The following is a 15,846-nucleotide window of genomic DNA, read 5'->3' as shown; positions in this document are numbered from 1 at the left end:
GGTAGGTGACGTTGCTGAAGCGGTACAGGCCTCCCGCGGCGGGCAGCTCCAGTGTGACGGTGATCCGCCCGATGCCCAGCAGGGTGGGTACCTGCATGTAGCCGAACACCATCACCGCGATGCCGATTACCGACGCCACGGTGAAGATGATCAGCTGGTTGCGGACGAAACGGGTGAGCATCAGCAGCCGCCCTCGGTGGCTCCGGCAACGGGCGGCGGCGTTCCCGCGGGTAACACCAGGGGCGGGGCCCCGGGTGCGGCTGCGGGGTCCGGGGGTGCCGGCGCCCCGGCGGCCACACCCAGCGGGTTGTTGGTGTAGTAGGCGTCGTAGCCGGGGTCACCGGGGGCGGGGACCAGGGTCATTGCCTCTCGGCCCCACCGGGTCCCGAGGAACATTCCGCTTTTGAGGCGGTTGACTGTCAGGTCGAGGGTGGCGAACAAGTTGATGTAATCGCCTCGCACGGCGCGGTCGATGAAATCCTGGGTGAGCGGGTAGGTCGACAGGAATGCCAGCCCTCTATCCAGATCAGGCCCGACGTTGGCGAGGCTGCAAATAGTGGGTTGCAGGTTGTGCAGATTGGTGACCAGATCGGCTTGGGTGGCGTTGACGACTTTGGTTGCGGTGTCGGAGAACACCCCGAGCTCGCGCAGCGCGGTGGTAATGGTGGGTTGTTCCTTGATCAGGACGTCCAGCGCGGGAGGAATCGTGTGCAGGGCCCGTGTCAACACGTCGCGCTGCGCATTGAATGTGCCGCTTAGCCGGTCGAGTGCTCGCAGCGCCTCGAGGAGGTCGTTGCGCTGGGCATCGAAGGTCCCCACGAATCGGTCCAGTTGTGCGAGGAGATCGCGCAACTGCCCTTCATGGCCGGACAGCGCAGCGTTCATGTTGTGGATGATGTCGCCGATTTGGCCGAGGCCGCCCCCGTTCACCAGGGCCGATACCGAGGCCAGGGTCTGTTCGGTCGATGGGTAGGTGAAGGTTTGGTTCAGCGCCAGCGTCGCGCCGGCCGGCAACTGCCCGACCGGGGCCTGCCCAAGTGGCGGGTCCAGGGCCAGGTGACTGGATCCGAGCAGGCTGGTTTGACCGATGCTGGCTACCGCGTTAGCGGGCACCGACACATCGGGGCGCACCGATACCTCAACGTCAGCGTGGCCGGCTTTGACCTTCATCTTGGCCACGCTGCCCACCACGACGTCGTCGATCATGACCGGGGAGTTCGATTCGAGCGTACCGACATTGGTGATCTCGACGTGATACACCTGCGCGTCTGGCCCGCGCCCGACCGCGCCGGGTAGGGGCAGGGAATTGATGCCTTGGAATGCGCACCCGGCGGTGGGGGTCAACACCAAAAGGCAGCCGAGGGCGATCAGTTTGCGCAGCATTGTTGCCTTGGTCATGGCGGTGGTGTCCCTGTCGGTGGCGGTGGCGTTGCGGGCTGCGGATCGGTGGGTGCAGGCGGTTGTTCGGCGGGCAGCAGCATCTCGGGGAGGCTGGGTGGACCGGCCGGCGCGGGGTCTGCTCCCTGGTACGCCGAGACTGCCGGTGGTATTTCGGCAGGACCCGGCTCGGGCTCGGCGCCGCCGGGCATCAAGCCCGGCTCGGTGTAGATCAGGTCTTGTGGCGGTGGGGTTTTCGCCAGAAATGGGTTTATCGGCATGGGCACCATGTTGAAGTTCACCGAGTTCAGCGCTGGACCGAGATATTGCGCGCACAGCTTGGCGGTTTCGGTTGCGGTGACATTGGCGATGGTGCCGATTGAGGAGCAGATGAACTGCATCGGATTGGACATATTGGTCAAGATGAAGGCCCCTGTGCCCGACCCCAACTGGGGGTCGAACATGTTGACGGTGTTGGCCAGTGCGTGCGGCGCCACGTGGAGCACCTGTTCGAGATCGCGGCGGTGATCGGTCAGCGTTTGGGTGACATTGGCCAGGCGCTGCAGTTGTTCGCTGGTTTTGTCCCGGGTGCCGGCGATGAATCGCTGAACCTCACCGACGACGGAGGACAGGTTGGTCAGCGCGGCGTCAAGCTCTGATCGGCTGTTGTCCAGCACGCTGGTCAGGGTGGCGAAGCGATCCTGGAATTGCACGATCTGAACGTTGCTGTCTTTGAGGGCGCTCACGAAGATCTGCAGGTTCTTGAGGATGTCGACGATGTCGCCGCTGCCGTCGGCGAGGATTCGTCCCACACCGGAGAGCTGGGCCAGTGTCTGGCGTAGTTTGGCGCCGTTGCCGTTCATCGCGTTCGCGGCGCTGTCGATGAACCGGGCTGCCGAGGTGGTCGAGATACCGTTTTGTGGCCCCAAATCGGTGGCCAGGCGCATCAATTGGTCTTTTACTTCATCCCACTCGACGGGGACGGCGGTGCGGTCGAGTGGGATCACCGCGCCGTCGGCAATCACGGCGGTATTGGGTGTGCTGGGCGCGACGAGCTGAATGTAGCGCGCGGCGACCAGATTCGGCGCGACGATCACTGCGTCGGCGTTGTCAGGGACGGGCACTTCGCGATTGATGCGCATGCTCACTTTGGACTGGGTGCCTTGGGGATCGATCGCGACGATGGTGCCGACTTTGACCCCCGCGACGCGTACCTCGTCGCCGGGATAGATCGCGCTGGCGTGGGAGAAAAACGCCGTGATGGTCTTCGGCGCGTAAAAAGTGGCGTGTACGAGCCATGTCGATGCTGCAGCGAGCAGAACGATCAGCATGACCGCCGCGCCGCATCGAATCCGATTGCGTTGTGTCATCGCGGTGCCTCGGGGATAGCGTTGCGGGGGAAGGGGAATTCGGCTCGCGGTCCCGCGTTGTCTGGCGGCTGGCCGGCGCTGGTTCCGCGTCGGAATCCGAATGCGTAGTCCAGGAACGGCTGCAGGAGATTCCCCGGCAAGAAATCGGGGACGTAGGCGTTGTAGTAGTAGCCGTTGGCGACGGTTTCCCCCAGAGTGATTTGGAACTTTGCGAGCGCGGGAAGCATTCTGGCGATGTTGTCGCGGCTGCGTTCCAGCATGGCGGTGACCGAGTTGAGTTTGTCCAGGGTCGGCGCCAACTTCTGCTCGTTGTCGTGTATCAGCCCCGACAGTTGTTGCGCCACTGCCGATGTATTGGCGAGCAGATCGATGATGGCTTGCCGTCGCTGCACGAGGACGTCGACCAGGTCGTTGGCGTTGAGGATGAGCGTGTTGACCTGTTGGCTGCGCTCAGCCAGTATTCCCGTGACATCGGCGGCCGCCGATAGTAGCTGTCCCAGTGTCTGGTTGCGGCTGTTCAGTGATTGCGACAGCCGGGTGAGCCCATCGAAAGTAGGCCCCAGCTGAGGCGCGATCTGGTCGATGGTGGCGGCTAGGGTCTCCAGCGATTGATTCAATGTTGCGGTGTCCGTGCCGGCGGTGTTGCGCGTCAGGTCACCGACGGCGTCGGTCAGCGAGTACGGCGAGGACGTCCGCGTGGGCGGGATGACGTCTAACGGGCGCAGAGTTCCGCTGCCCGTCGACTCCAGGACAAGGACCCTTTCACCCAACAGACTGCCGGTGCTGATATGGGCCTTGGTGTCCGATGCCAGCCGCACTGTTCCGTCGACTTTGAAGGTCACCAGGGGCTGCAGCCCCTGCAGTGAGATATCGGTGACGGTTCCGACGTCGACCCCGGAGACTTTCACGTGGTTTCCGACGGTCAGTCCGCCCGCCTCGGTGAAAAGGGCTTTGTAGGTGACCTGTGTCGCCAACGACGACAGCCGTTCGGGTTGCAGTCCGATGGCGATGACCAGTATCACCAGAACCAGACCGATGAAGCCTGCTCGGATGACGCGCGGATTCCGGTATTTCAGCATCAGGGCTCACCGCACCTTCCGGCTTCCTGCTTGAACCACGGAAATACCGCGGTGCGGCCCTGCAGATCGGTGACCCGGACCGACACGCCGCACAGGTAGTAGTTCACGAAACTGCCGTAGGCGCCGGTGCGGATGAGTTTGTTGTAGTTATCCGGTGCCATCCGCAGCCCGGTTTCCAGGCGATCCTTGTCTTGGTCGAGCAGCGGTGCTAGGCGGCTGAGCTGATCGACCGTGCCTGCTAGTGGGGGTCTGGCTTGGGTCAGCAGATCGGCTAGTGACGCCGTCCCGTTGTCGAGTGACTCGATGGCGGCACCGATCGGATCGCGGTCATTGGATAACCCGTTGACCAGTTGCTGCAGCCGGTCGATGGTCCCGGAGAACTGATCGCCGTCCTTGGCCACGGTGGCCAGCGTGGTTTTCAAGTTGTCGATCACGGCTTGCACGGTTGAGCTGTTGTCGGCCAAGGTGTTGGTGAACGACGCGGTCTTGGACATCAGCGACTCCAAGGTGCCGCCCTGGTCCTGGAAGACCGCGATCAGCGAGGACGTCAGCGCGTTGACATCCTCAGGGTTCAGACCCTGGATGACGGGTTTCAGACCGCCGAGCAGCAGGTCAAGGTCAAGCGCACCGGCGGTGCGCTCCACGGGAATCTGGGAGCCCGGCGCCAGCACACCTGTGGATCCGGGGGCGTCGACGAGTTCGAGATAGCGGTCGCCGACCAGGTTGAGGTAACGCACCTCAGCGCGGGTCCCGGAGGTGAGCACGATGTCGCGGTCGGCGTCAAAGCCCACCTCGACTTTCTTGTCATCGCGCAACGAGACACGGTCGACGGTGCCGATCCGGATGCCGGCCATGCGCACCGAATCACCTTCACGCAGACTCGACACGTCGCTGAACATCGCCGAATACGCTGCCCTGGAACCGGTTTGATACTGACCGAAGGTCAAGAACAACGCACCCGTGAGCAGCGCCATGACGACGGCGAATGCGCCGAACTTGACGATCGTCGGTGCGAGCCGCCTCATCCGGGTTGTCCGATCTGGGCGGTGTTGCGTGGCGGGCCGTCGACAGGCCCGAACAGCCACTGCTTGAGACCGTCGCTGTTGAGCAGGATGTTCTGGTTTCCGTACTTCCACGGGTTGGTGCCGGTGTCGGCGACCACCCAACGGGGGTGCCCGAGGAACGGCACGGGCAGGTCCTCGCAGTGGGGGCCGCCCTTGGCTGCGACCTTGGGCAGGTCTCCGGGATAGCGGTAGCGCTCCTGACCAGCCGTGAGGCCGGCAATCACCTCGGCGCCGGGGATCCGCAGGGGGGGCCACTGCGAGATGTACGCCATTGCGGTGATCTGGCAGTTCAGCGCCGGGTTGTACTCATTGGTCAACGTGGTGGTGGGCACCAGAAGGTGCAACACGTCGGCCAGCGGTTGCCCATTGTCAGCCAGAACGGGGGTACCGGCCTGGGCTAACCCGATGGCACTGAGCAGCAACGCATCCAGGTTGTGTTGCTCGTCGAGCACCGTCTGGCTGATACGGGTGGCGTTGTCAAGCGTGGTGAGCAGGTCCGGCGCCGCGTCGGCGTAGGTGTTGAGCACGGTGGGCGCGGCGGCCAGATCATGACTCAGCGCCGGCAACGCTGGCTCGATTGTAGCCAGGAAGGCGTCGAAATCATCGATGGCCCCGCCGATTTCGTGGCCGCGCCCGCTGAGCGCCGATCCCAACGCTGCCAGCGTTTCGTTGAGTTTGTCGGGCGCAATCTTGTCCAGCAACGAGGTCAGCTGCTCGAACAGCGTATTGATTTCGACCATCACATGGCGTGCATCGATGACTTGGCCAGCTGAGATGCGTTGCGGCTCGGGCGCTTCGGGGTCGACAAGTTCGACCGACTTCGCGCCGAACGCGGTGGGCGAAGCGATCTCGACGAGCACATTGGCTGGGACGAGATGGACCTGTGACTCGTCGATTGCCAGCTCGATCGCGGCTTGCCCACCGGGGCGTGCGTTGATCGCGGTGACCCGGCCGATCTGTACGCCGTGCAACTTGACCTTGGCGTCGGTGTTGAGGACCAGTCCGGCTCGGGGCGAGAGCACCGTCACCGATAGTCCACGACTGAAGTCCCCGCGAAACAGGGTGACTGACAGTGCGATTACTCCGAGGATCGCGCTGACCGTGATGAGGCCTGCCAGCGGGCGCAAGTACTTTGATTGCGGCCAGTCGGTCATGGACAGAACTCCATCGGAGCGCGGAGCACCACGATGGTGGACACGTCACCGGCCCGGTTGGTGTACTCATCACTCATGTCAATGCTCCGTGAGGGTTTCACTTGCTGAGGTACCCCCCATCGATCGGCAGCGCCAGGCCGGTCACGTTTCTGGAGGCATCCGAGGCGAGATACAGAGCGGCCCACGCGCAGTCGTCGGGGGTGACGAGCTGGCCGAGGGGATGAAGTGTCTTCGCCATGTCGTAGTACTCGGCTGGCAAGTCCTGAAATGCCTCGCTTTCCGGGCGCGCGAAGTTGGTCAGCATGGCTCCTGGGCAGATGCAGTTGACGCGGATCCCATGGCTGGCGACCTCGGCGGCGAGTGCCCGGGTCAACTGAATGACCATTCCTTTGATCGAGCCGTACACGACACTGCCCCAGCCGATCAGACCGGCCAGGGAGGCAGTGTTGACGATCACCCCTCCCTCGCCTTGGCGTTTGAACTGCAGCACCGCCGTGCAGCAGCCCAGAAAAACACCCTTGCCGTTGATGGCGACCAGTCGATCGAAATCGTCCTCAGAGTGTTCTTCGAGGGTAATGCCGACGCGGGGCGAGGCGATACCGGCATTGTTGAACATGACGTCGAGTCGGCCATATTCGTTAACCGCAGTGTCCACGGCGCGCCCGACGTCAGGAGCCTGGCTCACATCGCACGTGACGGCGATCGCCGTGCCTCCCCCATCCTTGATCTGGTGAACCGTTTCGTCGGCCCAGCCGCGGCGAAGATCAGCACAAACGACTCGGGCGCCGTTGTCCGCGAACAGTTTTGCCGCAGCTCGCCCGACACCGGAGCCGGCGCCGGTGATCACCACCGACTTGTCCTTGAGGGTGATGCCGGTCATGCGATGACGCCGCGGACGTAGGCGTCGATTGTGCCCGCGCAGGTGAGCTTGTCATCGCCGCCGTGCTGGCTGCTGTACCGGGTGATGCTGTCGTGGACGACGCTGATGTTGGGGGTGGAGAAGTCGACGCTGACCCGGTCGCCGGTGATGACGCCGCCCCATCGCCCCTGCAGCGCGACATCGAAGAACGCGAAGCGGCCTTCGGCCTGACCGTCGCCGCGTTCAATAAGTTCTTGGCCGGTGTCGTCGAGCAGCAACGGAATCACCCACGGCATTGGCCGGTAGCGCTCGTCGATGCCGGCGAGCGGGGCGGACAGTTCCGACATGCCGTAGCCGCTTTGTACGTTGGCCGGGTCGATTCCGAAGAACTCGAGGATCTGTTCCTTGAAGTCTGGTGGCATGTCGCCGCCCTTGTTGCCGCCGCCGCCGGTGATGCGGGTGTCCGGGTGGAATTCGCCCGGGCGCACACCGCGGGCGCGGGCGCGCTCGACGATCATCCAGTACTGCGCCCAGAACCCGCCGATGACCATCGGCTCACGGCGGTACTCGATGAGCTTGTCGACCAATTCGTCGAGTTTGGCCGCCATCTCGGTCTGTCGGTTCGCGGATTCGCGTTCCAAAGCGGCGATCTCGCTGGGCATGGCAGTGCCCGCGGCCAGCTTGCGACGCACCGCCGCCGACCGGCTGACCTCAGAGAGCCGCATCTGGTCCTCGGTTAGAAAGAACGTCGCCTCGGGGCGCCCGAACAACTCGGCGATGCGCCGGAAGTGACTGGCGGCGCGGTGTGGCCCGTACTTGGGCCCCAGCACGAACACGGCCCGGTCCTGGTTGGGCTGCCCGTAGGTCCAGTTCATCTGGTTGTCCAGCAAGCCGAGGGAAAACTCCCGGTCGGCGACGGTGGCCGGCAGATACGAGTTCTTGCCGGTGGTCCCGCTGGTGACATAGACCGGGTGGCCATTCGCGTGTAGCCGCTCGATCCAGTCGTCCTGGTCGGTCACGCCGTCCACGTCGACGCCCTCGACGCGGTTGCTCGACAATGTGTCCAGCCACTGGTTCATCAGATTCCAGCGCCCGTTGTCGATGAACGCCTCGGGATAGGACTTGTAATTGGAGTGCGCGAAGAGCAGCGGGATGAGGTCGCTGAGCGATTCGAACTGTTTGATGCCCAGGTCGTCGGCCAGCCGCGCGAGTACCGGGATCCGTTCGCGTTGCTCGGCGAAGCGCTCATTGGCCGCGGCCAGCCACAAGGGTTGCAGTTCGGCTCGCGGCACCTCGTAGTAGCAAGGGTCGTCGGCGTAGCCAAGTAGTTGTTCAGTGGCGGTCGTCATCGTGTTGTGGCGCTCCTTTAGGGAAGTGGTGACCAGGAGGTGGTGCGCAGCATGCGGCCTGAGCCGTGCGCGCCGGCGGGCACGGTGGGGGTCAGAGAGCCCGGCCAGTCCTGCCAGCCGGTGTCGGCTCCGAAGGCCGTTGTCCACCGGTCGGCGTCGGCGGCGATCCGGTAGAGCACCCGCGCCTGGCGCTGACCACCCCATGCGGACTGGAAAGCCGCTGTGACGGACAGGATGTCGTCGCCGTCGGAGGGCTGCGATGCCGCGGACTCCAGTGACGAGATGACGCCGGGACCAGTGAGAGTGTCCTCGCGGTACAGCGAGACCGGATGGTCACCCGGCTGCTCGGGAACCGTGCCCAGATCGAGTTCGCGTAGCGGCGACCAGTCCGTCGACACCAGCAGTGAGCTCGACAGTGTGTACCGCAGCGCCGCCAGTCGCGTCGACACGCCGCTGAGGTCGCCGTAGCGCTGCCGTTCGACGAAGCGGTCCCAGGTGGCGCCGTCGCGTACCGCGGTGATCGTGACGATGTGATAGGCGTCGCCAGAGCCGTGGGTGGAATGCAGGAACCACAACACGCGGGTGTCGTCGTCGGCGACGGCCGGTACGTACTCTTCGCGCATGGCGTCCTCATAGGCGAATTCGTGCTCACCCCTCACGACGTGGATGTCGTGCACGAACAGCATCGCGCTGTCTCCCTTCATATTTGGTGTCATGGGGCGAAGTAGCCACCTGCGTGCGGCGCCAGCGTGAGATTGTTGATGAGGCCGGGCTGGGCTTCGCATATCGTCGGAACGGCGTTGAGCAATAACGTCGCCACGGCCAGCGACACCGCCCGGCCGGCGTCCTCGTGTGTCGCGAGGGTGATTTCGGAGTCCAGTGTCGGATCGCCGTCGATGTGTAGTACCCACCGGCTGTCGCCTGCCAGCCACTGGGGCGCCACCTGGTCGCTGATGCGCCAGATCAGTTCGAACGCAATCACTGTGCGGCCGTGCAGGATCCCGTCGAAGTGCAGTTTCATCGCCGCGACCGTCCCGGCCTCAATGGTCCCCGCAGCGATCTCGATGTCGTAGTCGGTCACCGCGGCCTCGCGGTGGTAGTGCACTTCGTCGAGCTGCACGCCCAGCGCGTCGGCGAGCATCCGCATCGACAGGTAAAACGGTGACTGGTAGACCTTGCTGAGGTGAGCGTCCACCACCGACGGTGCGTCGGGGGGCTGCCCGAAGCCCAGCGCATCGCGCACCATGTGGATCGACGTGTAGCGGCTCATGTCGACGACCTCGCTGACCCGCATCGAGTCGATCCGGCGGCACAACCGGGTGAGCTGCATCGGCCACAGGTCCATCGCGAAGCCCGGGTTGATGCCGACGTGGAAAAACGAGGTCTTCCCGTCCGCGCAGGCCTGGGTGAGGCGCTGGTAGGCATCGGGACCGGCGCCGGGCAGCGCGAAGTCCGGTGAGAGGTAAGCGAGATCCTCGACGGCGCTGGACACCACGTTCTTTCCGGACGCCAGTAGCCGGCAGATGTCATCGAGGGCGCTGTTGCCGCCTTCCAGCGTGCCGCCCAGGGGTGAGTAGCAGACGCAGTCGGCGTCCAGCACGAGAATGGCCTCGACGTCATCGGTGGCGTAGACGCCCGTTGTTGCCCCGGCCCCAAGAAGATCTCCGGCGTCCATGCCGACCTTGTCGGGGTTGTAGACCCGCACGCCGACGAGGTTGAAGTCGGGGCGCTCGACGATGGTGCGCAGCGCGTGGGTACCGACGTTGCCGGTCCCCCACTGGATGACGTCGTAGGACCTCTGCCGATCGGTCAGTGAATCGGTGACCACGACACCGTCCGAATCAGGCGCGAGGTCCAGGTGTCACGCAACGTGAGGGCTTCTGCCATCCACTGACCGGGTTCGAAGGCACTGCGGGGAGGTTCCAACATCAGCAGGCCCGCACCGGCGGCGGCACTGCCGATGTGGCTGATCATCAGGTTCTCCGGGACCGTGCCCCCGCCGGTCACGGTTTCCAGACCCGCCCAGATCTTGATGGGAATCCCCTCGACGTCAATCATTTTCATGAAGAAGTCACCCATGGCCTTCTCGTAGGTGCGTTGCATGCCCGGCCGTGGCGGGACAGTGTCGTGCATAAACATTTCGGTGCGTCCCGTGTCCACGGGTACGTCGGGGAGTTCGGCCACGTCAACGGCCAGCGGGCTGAAAGCGAGGCTTTTGACCAGGCGGGTCGTCACATGCGTGCCCGCGTCTTCCAGCCCCTGGTACTCATCGTGAAGATCACCCGATCTGACCCGCTGGGTCAGCCGCTCGAAGGCGTCGGGATCGGCTACCGCGGTGAGCGTGATCAGCTCGGGGTAGGAGATCGCCCCCGCCATGGAGCGGGCGCACCAGGCCAGCCGGACGCCGTCTTGGCGCGCCAATGCCGGGGCCCATCGGTCACGCAGCAGGGCTTCGTAGCGTTCACCGTAGCCACCCGCTATGGAGTGGATCTCGTGAATGAAGAGCATGGCGTGGTGTCCTTGTCGCTCCGCGATGCCGGTCAGGTCTTGGCCAGGATGGACTTGAACTCGACGTACTCGTCGAGTCCTTCGGGGCCGCCTTCACGGCCGATGCCGCTGTCTTTGAAGCCGCCCCCGGGTGCGGTGAAGTCCAGTAGGTACTGGTTGATTCCCAGTGAGCCGGTGCGCACTCGTCGCGCGATGTCCATGCCGTGATCGACGTCGCGGGTCCACACCGAACCGGCGAGGCCGTAGCGCGTGTCGTTGGCGATACGGACGGCGTCGTCGATGTCATCGAACGGAATCACCGTCAGCACGGGACCAAAGATCTCCTCCTGCGCGATGCGCATTCGGTTGTCGACGTCGGCGAAGACGGTGGGCTGGACGTACCAGCCCTTCTCGAGACCGTTGGGCATTCCTGTGCCTCCCACGACGAGGCGGCCCCCCTCCTCCAGGCCGGCTGCGATGTACTTCTCGATGCGGTCCTGCTGACGTTTGGCGACCATTGGCCCGATCTCGGTCTGCGGGTCGGTGGGATCGCCGACCCGCAGTGAACCGGTCAGCTCGCCGACGGCGTCGACGACGGCGTCGTAGTTGGTGCGCGAGGCCAGGATTCGGGTCTGGGCGACACAGGTCTGGCCGCTGTTCATGAACGACGCGATCCGCAACGCCTCGGTCATGGCTGCCAGGTCGGCGTCATCGAGCACGATCGCCGCCGACTTGCCGCCGAGTTCCAGGGTGACTCGCTTGAGTTGCTGACCACATATCGTCGCGACTCGGCGCCCCGCCTCGATAGAGCCGGTGAAGGACACCTTGTCGACACCAGGGTGGCCGACAAGGTGCTCGCCGACGTCACGGCCGGCCGGCAGGATGCTCACCACACCCTTGGGCAGGCCGACCGAATCGATGATCTCGGCCAGCAGCAGCGCGTCGATCGGTGTCTCGGGCGCCGGTTTGAGCACCACGGTGCAGCCGGCCAACAGGGCGGGCACCAGCTTCGCCAAGAGGGCCAGCTGCGGAATGTTCCACGGCACGATCCCCGCAACCACGCCAACGGGCTCGCGCCGCACCACCGTATTGCCCAACAGGCCGCTGCGCGTCTCCTCCCAGGGATGGCGCGCTGCAAGGTCGACGCCCGCGTTGATGAGCATCACCGACGGGAATGCCTGACCGTACTGACTGAAGATGGCCGGCGAACCCATCTCCTCGGTGATGAGCTCGGCCATCTCCTGAATGTGTGGTTCATACGCCTGGGCCAGCGCCGTCAGGTACTTCGCCCGGTCCGCCACAGCGAGCCGCGGCCACTCGCCATCATCGAACGCTGCCCGGGCTGCGGTGACCGCACGATCGACGTCGGCAACGCCCGCCTCCGGAGTGCTCCCGACGAACTCTTCCCGATGCGGGGAAATCACCTCGATGGCAGTGCTGCCGCTGGGCTCAACCCACTCGCCACCGATGTAGAGCCGTTCGTATGTCCGCAAACCCTTGCCTCCCTCAACACTGAGCAAGCTAGAGTATTGCAGACATTCTACATTTCAGGGAAGGGAAGACGGCATTCGTTTGGTGGTGACCTACAGGGGTAGCTCCGCTCGCCTGACGCTTCTTCCGCGAGTGCGGCGGCACCACGGCCGCCAGCGGCCCAGCCCGCGGCCACCCCTTTTCATCGGCAATCAAGAACAGGAGTTCCAGAGGTGACATCGACGAGCCTGACCGGCGTCTACTACGACCCCTACGACGCCGCCATCAACGCCGATCCGTATCCGGTCTTCCGCCGGCTGCGGGAAGAGGCCCCGCTCTACTACAACGAGAAGTACGACTTCTACGCCGTCAGCCGCTTCGACGACGTCGAGCGCGGTCTGACCGACAAGGACGCATTCAGCTCGGCACGCAGCAGCGTGCTCGAGATGATCAAGGCCAACTTCCAGATGCCGTCTGGTGTCTTCATCTTCGAGGATCCGCCGCTGCACACGATCCACCGACGGTTGATGAACGGCGTGTTCACGCCGAAGAAGATGCTCGCCATCGAACCGGAGGTGCGCAGCTACTGTGCCCGCACGCTGGACCCGTTGGTCGGTAGCGGCGGTTTCGACTTCGTGCGTGACCTCGGTGCCGAGCTACCGATGCGCGTCATCGGCATGCTTCTGGGCATCCCCGAGGCCGAGCAGGAGCGCGTCCGCGACTACGTCGATGCGAACATGCGCACTGAGGCCGGGGCGCCGAAAGAGGACGCGGGCAGCACCCTGCGGGGCGATTTCTTCGGCGACTATGTCGACTGGCGCGCCAAGAATCTGTCCGATGACCTGATGTCCGATCTGCTCACCGCCGAGTTCACCGACGAAGACGACGTGCGGCGTTGCCTGCGTCGCGACGAGGTCCTGACGTTTCTGAATATCCTTGCCGGCGCGGGCAACGAGACTACGACCAAGCTGATCGGCTGGACTGGCAAGACTCTGGCCGACCACCCGGAACAGCGTCGCGAGCTCGTCGATAACCCCGCGCTGATTCCCAACGCCATTGAAGAGGTCCTGCGTTTCCAGCCGCCGGGGCCCCACGTCGCGCGCTACGTGACGACCGATAGCGAGTTCCAGGGACAGACCGTCCCCGCTGGAAGCGCGCTGCTGTGCTTGGTGGGTTCGGCCAACCGCGACGACCGCCGCCACCCCGACGGTGAGACCTTCGACATCCACCGGACCAACATCAAGCTTTTGACCTTTGGCTTCGGCACTCACTTCTGCTTGGGCGCCGCATTGGCACGCCTTGAGGGCCGGGTTGCGCTCGAAGAGGTGCTCAAGCGGTTCCCGACATGGGATGTCGACGTGTCCCGCGCCAAAATGGGCTTCACCCCAACTGTGCACGGCTGGGAGAGTCTCCCCGTCACAACCGGCTAGTGCGCCCGTCGGCGTCGACGTCGGCGTCGACCCGTTCAAGCGGCCGACAATCGGCGCACCGCAGAGCTGACCCAAATATCTAGTAACACTGCGCTTTAGGAGTAGCAATGAATCGGTTAAGAGTGATCCAGGTGGCCACGGGGGCGGTGGGTACACACAGCTTGCGAACGATTCTTGGCCGCCAGGACATGGAGCTTGTTGGGCTCCTGGTTTTCAGTCCGGATAAGGCTGGCATGGATGCAGGAGAATTCGTCGGCAGCGATCCCGTCGGCGTTCGAGCCACCGCAGACTTCGAAGAAATCCTCGCCCTGGACGCTGATGCCGTGTCCTTCAATGCTCTGGGTGACACGCTGGACCCGGCGGCCGCATTCGAACACATTTGTCGCCTGCTGGAGTCGGGCAAGAACGTCTGCTCGACTGCATTGAGTGCTCTTGTCTATCCGAAGATCGCGGATCGCCATGCGATGAGTGAGCGACTCGAAGCCGCATGCGAAAAGGGTGGCGTCTCATTTCACGCGACGGGCGTGAATCCGGGATTCATGATGGAAGTGTGGCCCATCGTCTTGGGAAGGCTGGTCCGCCACATCGACACCATCTACATGACCGAGATGGTCGACATGTCGCGTTACACGTCGGAACAGGTTCTGCTCACGCTGGGTTACGGCAAGAAGCCTGAGGAGATGAGCTTTGAGTTGCCGCAGGAACATGCGCGTGAATTCGCGTACTTCGGATCCATCCTGATGTTGGCCGACGCGACCGGACTCGAGATCGACGATGTCACCATGTCGTGGGAGGGCTTCCCCACCGATAAGACCATCGTGACCCCCGTTACGACGGTCGAACCCGGCGGCGTCAGCGCCGTGCGCGTCAGGGTGCGAGCCTTCAAGGAAGGCAAACTGCGCGTCGAGAGCCAGATGCTTTGGATGCTCGGCAAAGAGGCGGCGCCGCCCGACTGGCCCTACGGTGACGGGTCTTGGAGCATCAAGATCGAGGGCGACCCGTGCATCGAAACGCGGATCGATACCAGCACCGGTTTGGATGCTCGGCAACCTGACGTGCTGATGACGGGTGCGCATGCCGTGAATGCGATACCGTCGGTCGTCGCAGGCTCCGTCGGTGTTCTGACTCATCTGGACTTGCCGATGTTCAGCGGTACCTTCTCGGCATGACAGGAGCCAGCCGCGCCATTGCCTGGTGTCAATGGCCACTGTGAGCGTGCCCAGCGCCGGCGACTTCGGCGGGCGGTGCCTGCTCGGTGAGTGCAGCATCGACGCCGAGCTACTGCTGCCGTCGAGCAGCTATTTCGGGCTTCAGAAAGCCGGGTCATACCTCTTTGGCAGCTGGCGCGGCGCAGACGGTAACCTGCGTCGCGCCATCCGGGCGGTGTTCAACGATTCTTCGCCGGTGCGGCACATGTTCGCCGCGGCACCCGCAGGCCAGCTGGAGACAGTCGAATTCGCGGACCAGCAGATGTGGAGCGGCCCGATCTCCATCAATCGAGCAGGGACTTCGGTGTCGTTTCGCAGTTCCGGATCAGGTCCCACGCAGTCGTTTGCGTTCGAGCATTGGCCCGACTCGTGCTCGTGGACTGACGGTGATCTTCTTGACGTAGCCGGTCCCGCTGTTGGACCGGGAAACCAGTGGTTCAACACCTGGTCGGGCGGGGCCTGTTTGGCCGTCACGGCCAAGTACCGCACCAGCGGGACTTTTCTGGGCGTCCCCGTCGAGGGATTCGTTGGTCACGAGATTCACTACTTTCCGCCCGGCGGTAACTGGATCGTGAGCCCCTACGGGCGGGGTCGCGAGTTCTGCTGGCAGCACATCGCCAACGAATACGACGATGGGACGCTCGTTCAGGCGAGCTTCGCCTACGGCGCCGACGGCTGGGGGTTCGCGATGGTCCACGACGAGTCCGGCATTTTCCACAGCACAACGGAAGTCAGCGCCACAGCGACGGTGCGACCTAACGGCTACCCTGAGACGGTAAATTACCGGTTCCTCGATCAGTCCTGGACGTGGCGGATTGATGTCCAGGGCGAGCGGCCAATCCTGATGCCTGGCATACCCATTGGCGCCGACGGCATCTGTCAACGCGACGGCGACCCGAGAACCGTTCGTTACAGCCTTGGCAACAGTGACTGGTGGACCGACGGCCGCGCTCAACCGATCATCGCGGGGTGGTAACCCGCGCGGTGACGTCCAGTCCC

14 protein-coding genes and 1 pseudogene are annotated in these 15,846 nt (G+C 64.1%); 3 read left to right on the top strand and 12 right to left on the bottom strand.

Annotated elements, in window-relative coordinates; translation table 11 throughout:
• From VFH65_RS26485 to VFH65_RS26430, 12 genes and pseudogenes are all read right to left on the bottom strand, one after another.
• A pseudogene (locus tag VFH65_RS26485) lies at positions 1 to 181 on the bottom strand (mammalian cell entry protein); the annotation flags it as partial.
• On the bottom strand, positions 181 to 1,383 hold the full coding sequence (locus VFH65_RS26480; protein WP_353325690.1) for an MCE family protein: 1,203 nt from the start codon (positions 1,381 to 1,383) through the stop codon (positions 181 to 183). The pseudogene VFH65_RS26485 and the gene VFH65_RS26480, both read right to left, overlap by 1 nt.
• 11 nt (positions 1,384 to 1,394) lie before the next feature.
• Positions 1,395 to 2,747: an MCE family protein gene (locus VFH65_RS26475; protein ID WP_353325688.1), complete on the bottom strand. Its 1,353-nt coding sequence runs from the start codon at positions 2,745 to 2,747 to the stop codon at positions 1,395 to 1,397.
• Positions 2,744 to 3,826: an MCE family protein gene (locus VFH65_RS26470; protein WP_353325686.1), complete on the bottom strand. Its 1,083-nt coding sequence runs from the start codon at positions 3,824 to 3,826 to the stop codon at positions 2,744 to 2,746. Before VFH65_RS26470 ends, VFH65_RS26475 begins: the two co-directional genes overlap by 4 nt.
• A complete protein-coding gene (locus VFH65_RS26465) occupies positions 3,826 to 4,851 on the bottom strand; it encodes an MCE family protein (RefSeq protein WP_353325685.1) in 1,026 nt (341 codons plus the stop codon). The genes VFH65_RS26470 and VFH65_RS26465 overlap by 1 nt, the downstream gene beginning before the upstream one ends.
• Complete coding sequence (locus tag VFH65_RS26460; RefSeq protein ID WP_353325683.1) at positions 4,848 to 6,044, bottom strand: MCE family protein; 1,197 nt, start codon at positions 6,042 to 6,044, stop codon at positions 4,848 to 4,850. Before VFH65_RS26460 ends, VFH65_RS26465 begins: the two co-directional genes overlap by 4 nt.
• A gap of 97 nt (positions 6,045 to 6,141) precedes the next feature.
• Positions 6,142 to 6,924 (bottom strand): SDR family NAD(P)-dependent oxidoreductase, encoded by a 783-nt coding sequence (locus VFH65_RS26455; RefSeq protein ID WP_353325681.1) that lies wholly within the window; start codon positions 6,922 to 6,924, stop codon positions 6,142 to 6,144.
• On the bottom strand, positions 6,921 to 8,252 hold the full coding sequence (locus tag VFH65_RS26450; RefSeq protein WP_353325679.1) for a hypothetical protein: 1,332 nt from the start codon (positions 8,250 to 8,252) through the stop codon (positions 6,921 to 6,923). The genes VFH65_RS26455 and VFH65_RS26450 overlap by 4 nt, the downstream gene beginning before the upstream one ends.
• Positions 8,253 to 8,269: 17 nt before the next feature.
• Positions 8,270 to 8,956: a hypothetical protein gene (locus tag VFH65_RS26445; RefSeq protein WP_353325677.1), complete on the bottom strand. Its 687-nt coding sequence runs from the start codon at positions 8,954 to 8,956 to the stop codon at positions 8,270 to 8,272.
• Between the two features lie 8 nt (positions 8,957 to 8,964).
• On the bottom strand, positions 8,965 to 10,080 hold the full coding sequence (locus VFH65_RS26440) for a hypothetical protein (RefSeq protein WP_353325675.1): 1,116 nt from the start codon (positions 10,078 to 10,080) through the stop codon (positions 8,965 to 8,967).
• Positions 10,062 to 10,760 carry a hypothetical protein gene (locus tag VFH65_RS26435; RefSeq protein ID WP_353325673.1) on the bottom strand — a complete coding sequence of 233 codons (699 nt, stop codon included), beginning with the start codon at positions 10,758 to 10,760 and terminating at the stop codon, positions 10,062 to 10,064. The genes VFH65_RS26440 and VFH65_RS26435 overlap by 19 nt, the downstream gene beginning before the upstream one ends.
• 32 nt (positions 10,761 to 10,792) lie before the next feature.
• Positions 10,793 to 12,232 (bottom strand): aldehyde dehydrogenase, encoded by a 1,440-nt coding sequence (locus tag VFH65_RS26430; RefSeq protein ID WP_353325671.1) that lies wholly within the window; start codon positions 12,230 to 12,232, stop codon positions 10,793 to 10,795.
• Positions 12,233 to 12,442: 210 nt separating this feature from the next.
• Between VFH65_RS26430 and VFH65_RS26425 the strand changes: the two genes are divergently transcribed.
• From VFH65_RS26425 to VFH65_RS26415, 3 genes are all read left to right on the top strand, one after another.
• Positions 12,443 to 13,639 carry a cytochrome P450 gene (locus tag VFH65_RS26425; protein ID WP_353325669.1) on the top strand — a complete coding sequence of 399 codons (1,197 nt, stop codon included), beginning with the start codon at positions 12,443 to 12,445 and terminating at the stop codon, positions 13,637 to 13,639.
• 107 nt (positions 13,640 to 13,746) lie between these two features.
• The gene (locus VFH65_RS26420; protein WP_353325667.1) at positions 13,747 to 14,808 is read left to right on the top strand and encodes a dihydrodipicolinate reductase; all 1,062 of its coding nucleotides are present in this window, start codon (positions 13,747 to 13,749) and stop codon (positions 14,806 to 14,808) included.
• A gap of 31 nt (positions 14,809 to 14,839) precedes the next feature.
• Positions 14,840 to 15,823 (top strand): hypothetical protein, encoded by a 984-nt coding sequence (locus VFH65_RS26415; RefSeq protein WP_353325665.1) that lies wholly within the window; start codon positions 14,840 to 14,842, stop codon positions 15,821 to 15,823.
• Positions 15,824 to 15,846: the final 23 nt, after the last annotated feature.

It is taken from the genome of Mycobacterium sp., assembly GCF_035697385.1.
Lineage (GTDB): Bacteria > Actinomycetota > Actinomycetes > Mycobacteriales > Mycobacteriaceae > Mycobacterium.
Note: the sequence above shows the minus strand (reverse complement) of the source record. Positions and strands in the feature narration are given on the sequence as shown.

Coding starts and splice junctions, on each gene's coding strand:
- VFH65_RS26455 (WP_353325681.1), bottom strand. CDS start 6,924: ATGACCGGCATCACCCTCAAGGACAAGTCGGTGGTGATCACCGGCGCC.
- VFH65_RS26435 (WP_353325673.1), bottom strand. CDS start 10,760: ATGCTCTTCATTCACGAGATCCACTCCATAGCGGGTGGCTACGGTGAA.
- VFH65_RS26480 (WP_353325690.1), bottom strand. CDS start 1,383: ATGCTGCGCAAACTGATCGCCCTCGGCTGCCTTTTGGTGTTGACCCCC.
- VFH65_RS26465 (WP_353325685.1), bottom strand. CDS start 4,851: ATGAGGCGGCTCGCACCGACGATCGTCAAGTTCGGCGCATTCGCCGTC.
- VFH65_RS26470 (WP_353325686.1), bottom strand. CDS start 3,826: ATGCTGAAATACCGGAATCCGCGCGTCATCCGAGCAGGCTTCATCGGT.
- VFH65_RS26475 (WP_353325688.1), bottom strand. CDS start 2,747: ATGACACAACGCAATCGGATTCGATGCGGCGCGGCGGTCATGCTGATC.
- VFH65_RS26445 (WP_353325677.1), bottom strand. CDS start 8,956: ATGAAGGGAGACAGCGCGATGCTGTTCGTGCACGACATCCACGTCGTG.
- VFH65_RS26450 (WP_353325679.1), bottom strand. CDS start 8,252: ATGACGACCGCCACTGAACAACTACTTGGCTACGCCGACGACCCTTGC.
- VFH65_RS26420 (WP_353325667.1), top strand. CDS start 13,747: ATGAATCGGTTAAGAGTGATCCAGGTGGCCACGGGGGCGGTGGGTACA.
- VFH65_RS26415 (WP_353325665.1), top strand. CDS start 14,840: ATGGCCACTGTGAGCGTGCCCAGCGCCGGCGACTTCGGCGGGCGGTGC.
- VFH65_RS26460 (WP_353325683.1), bottom strand. CDS start 6,044: ATGACCGACTGGCCGCAATCAAAGTACTTGCGCCCGCTGGCAGGCCTC.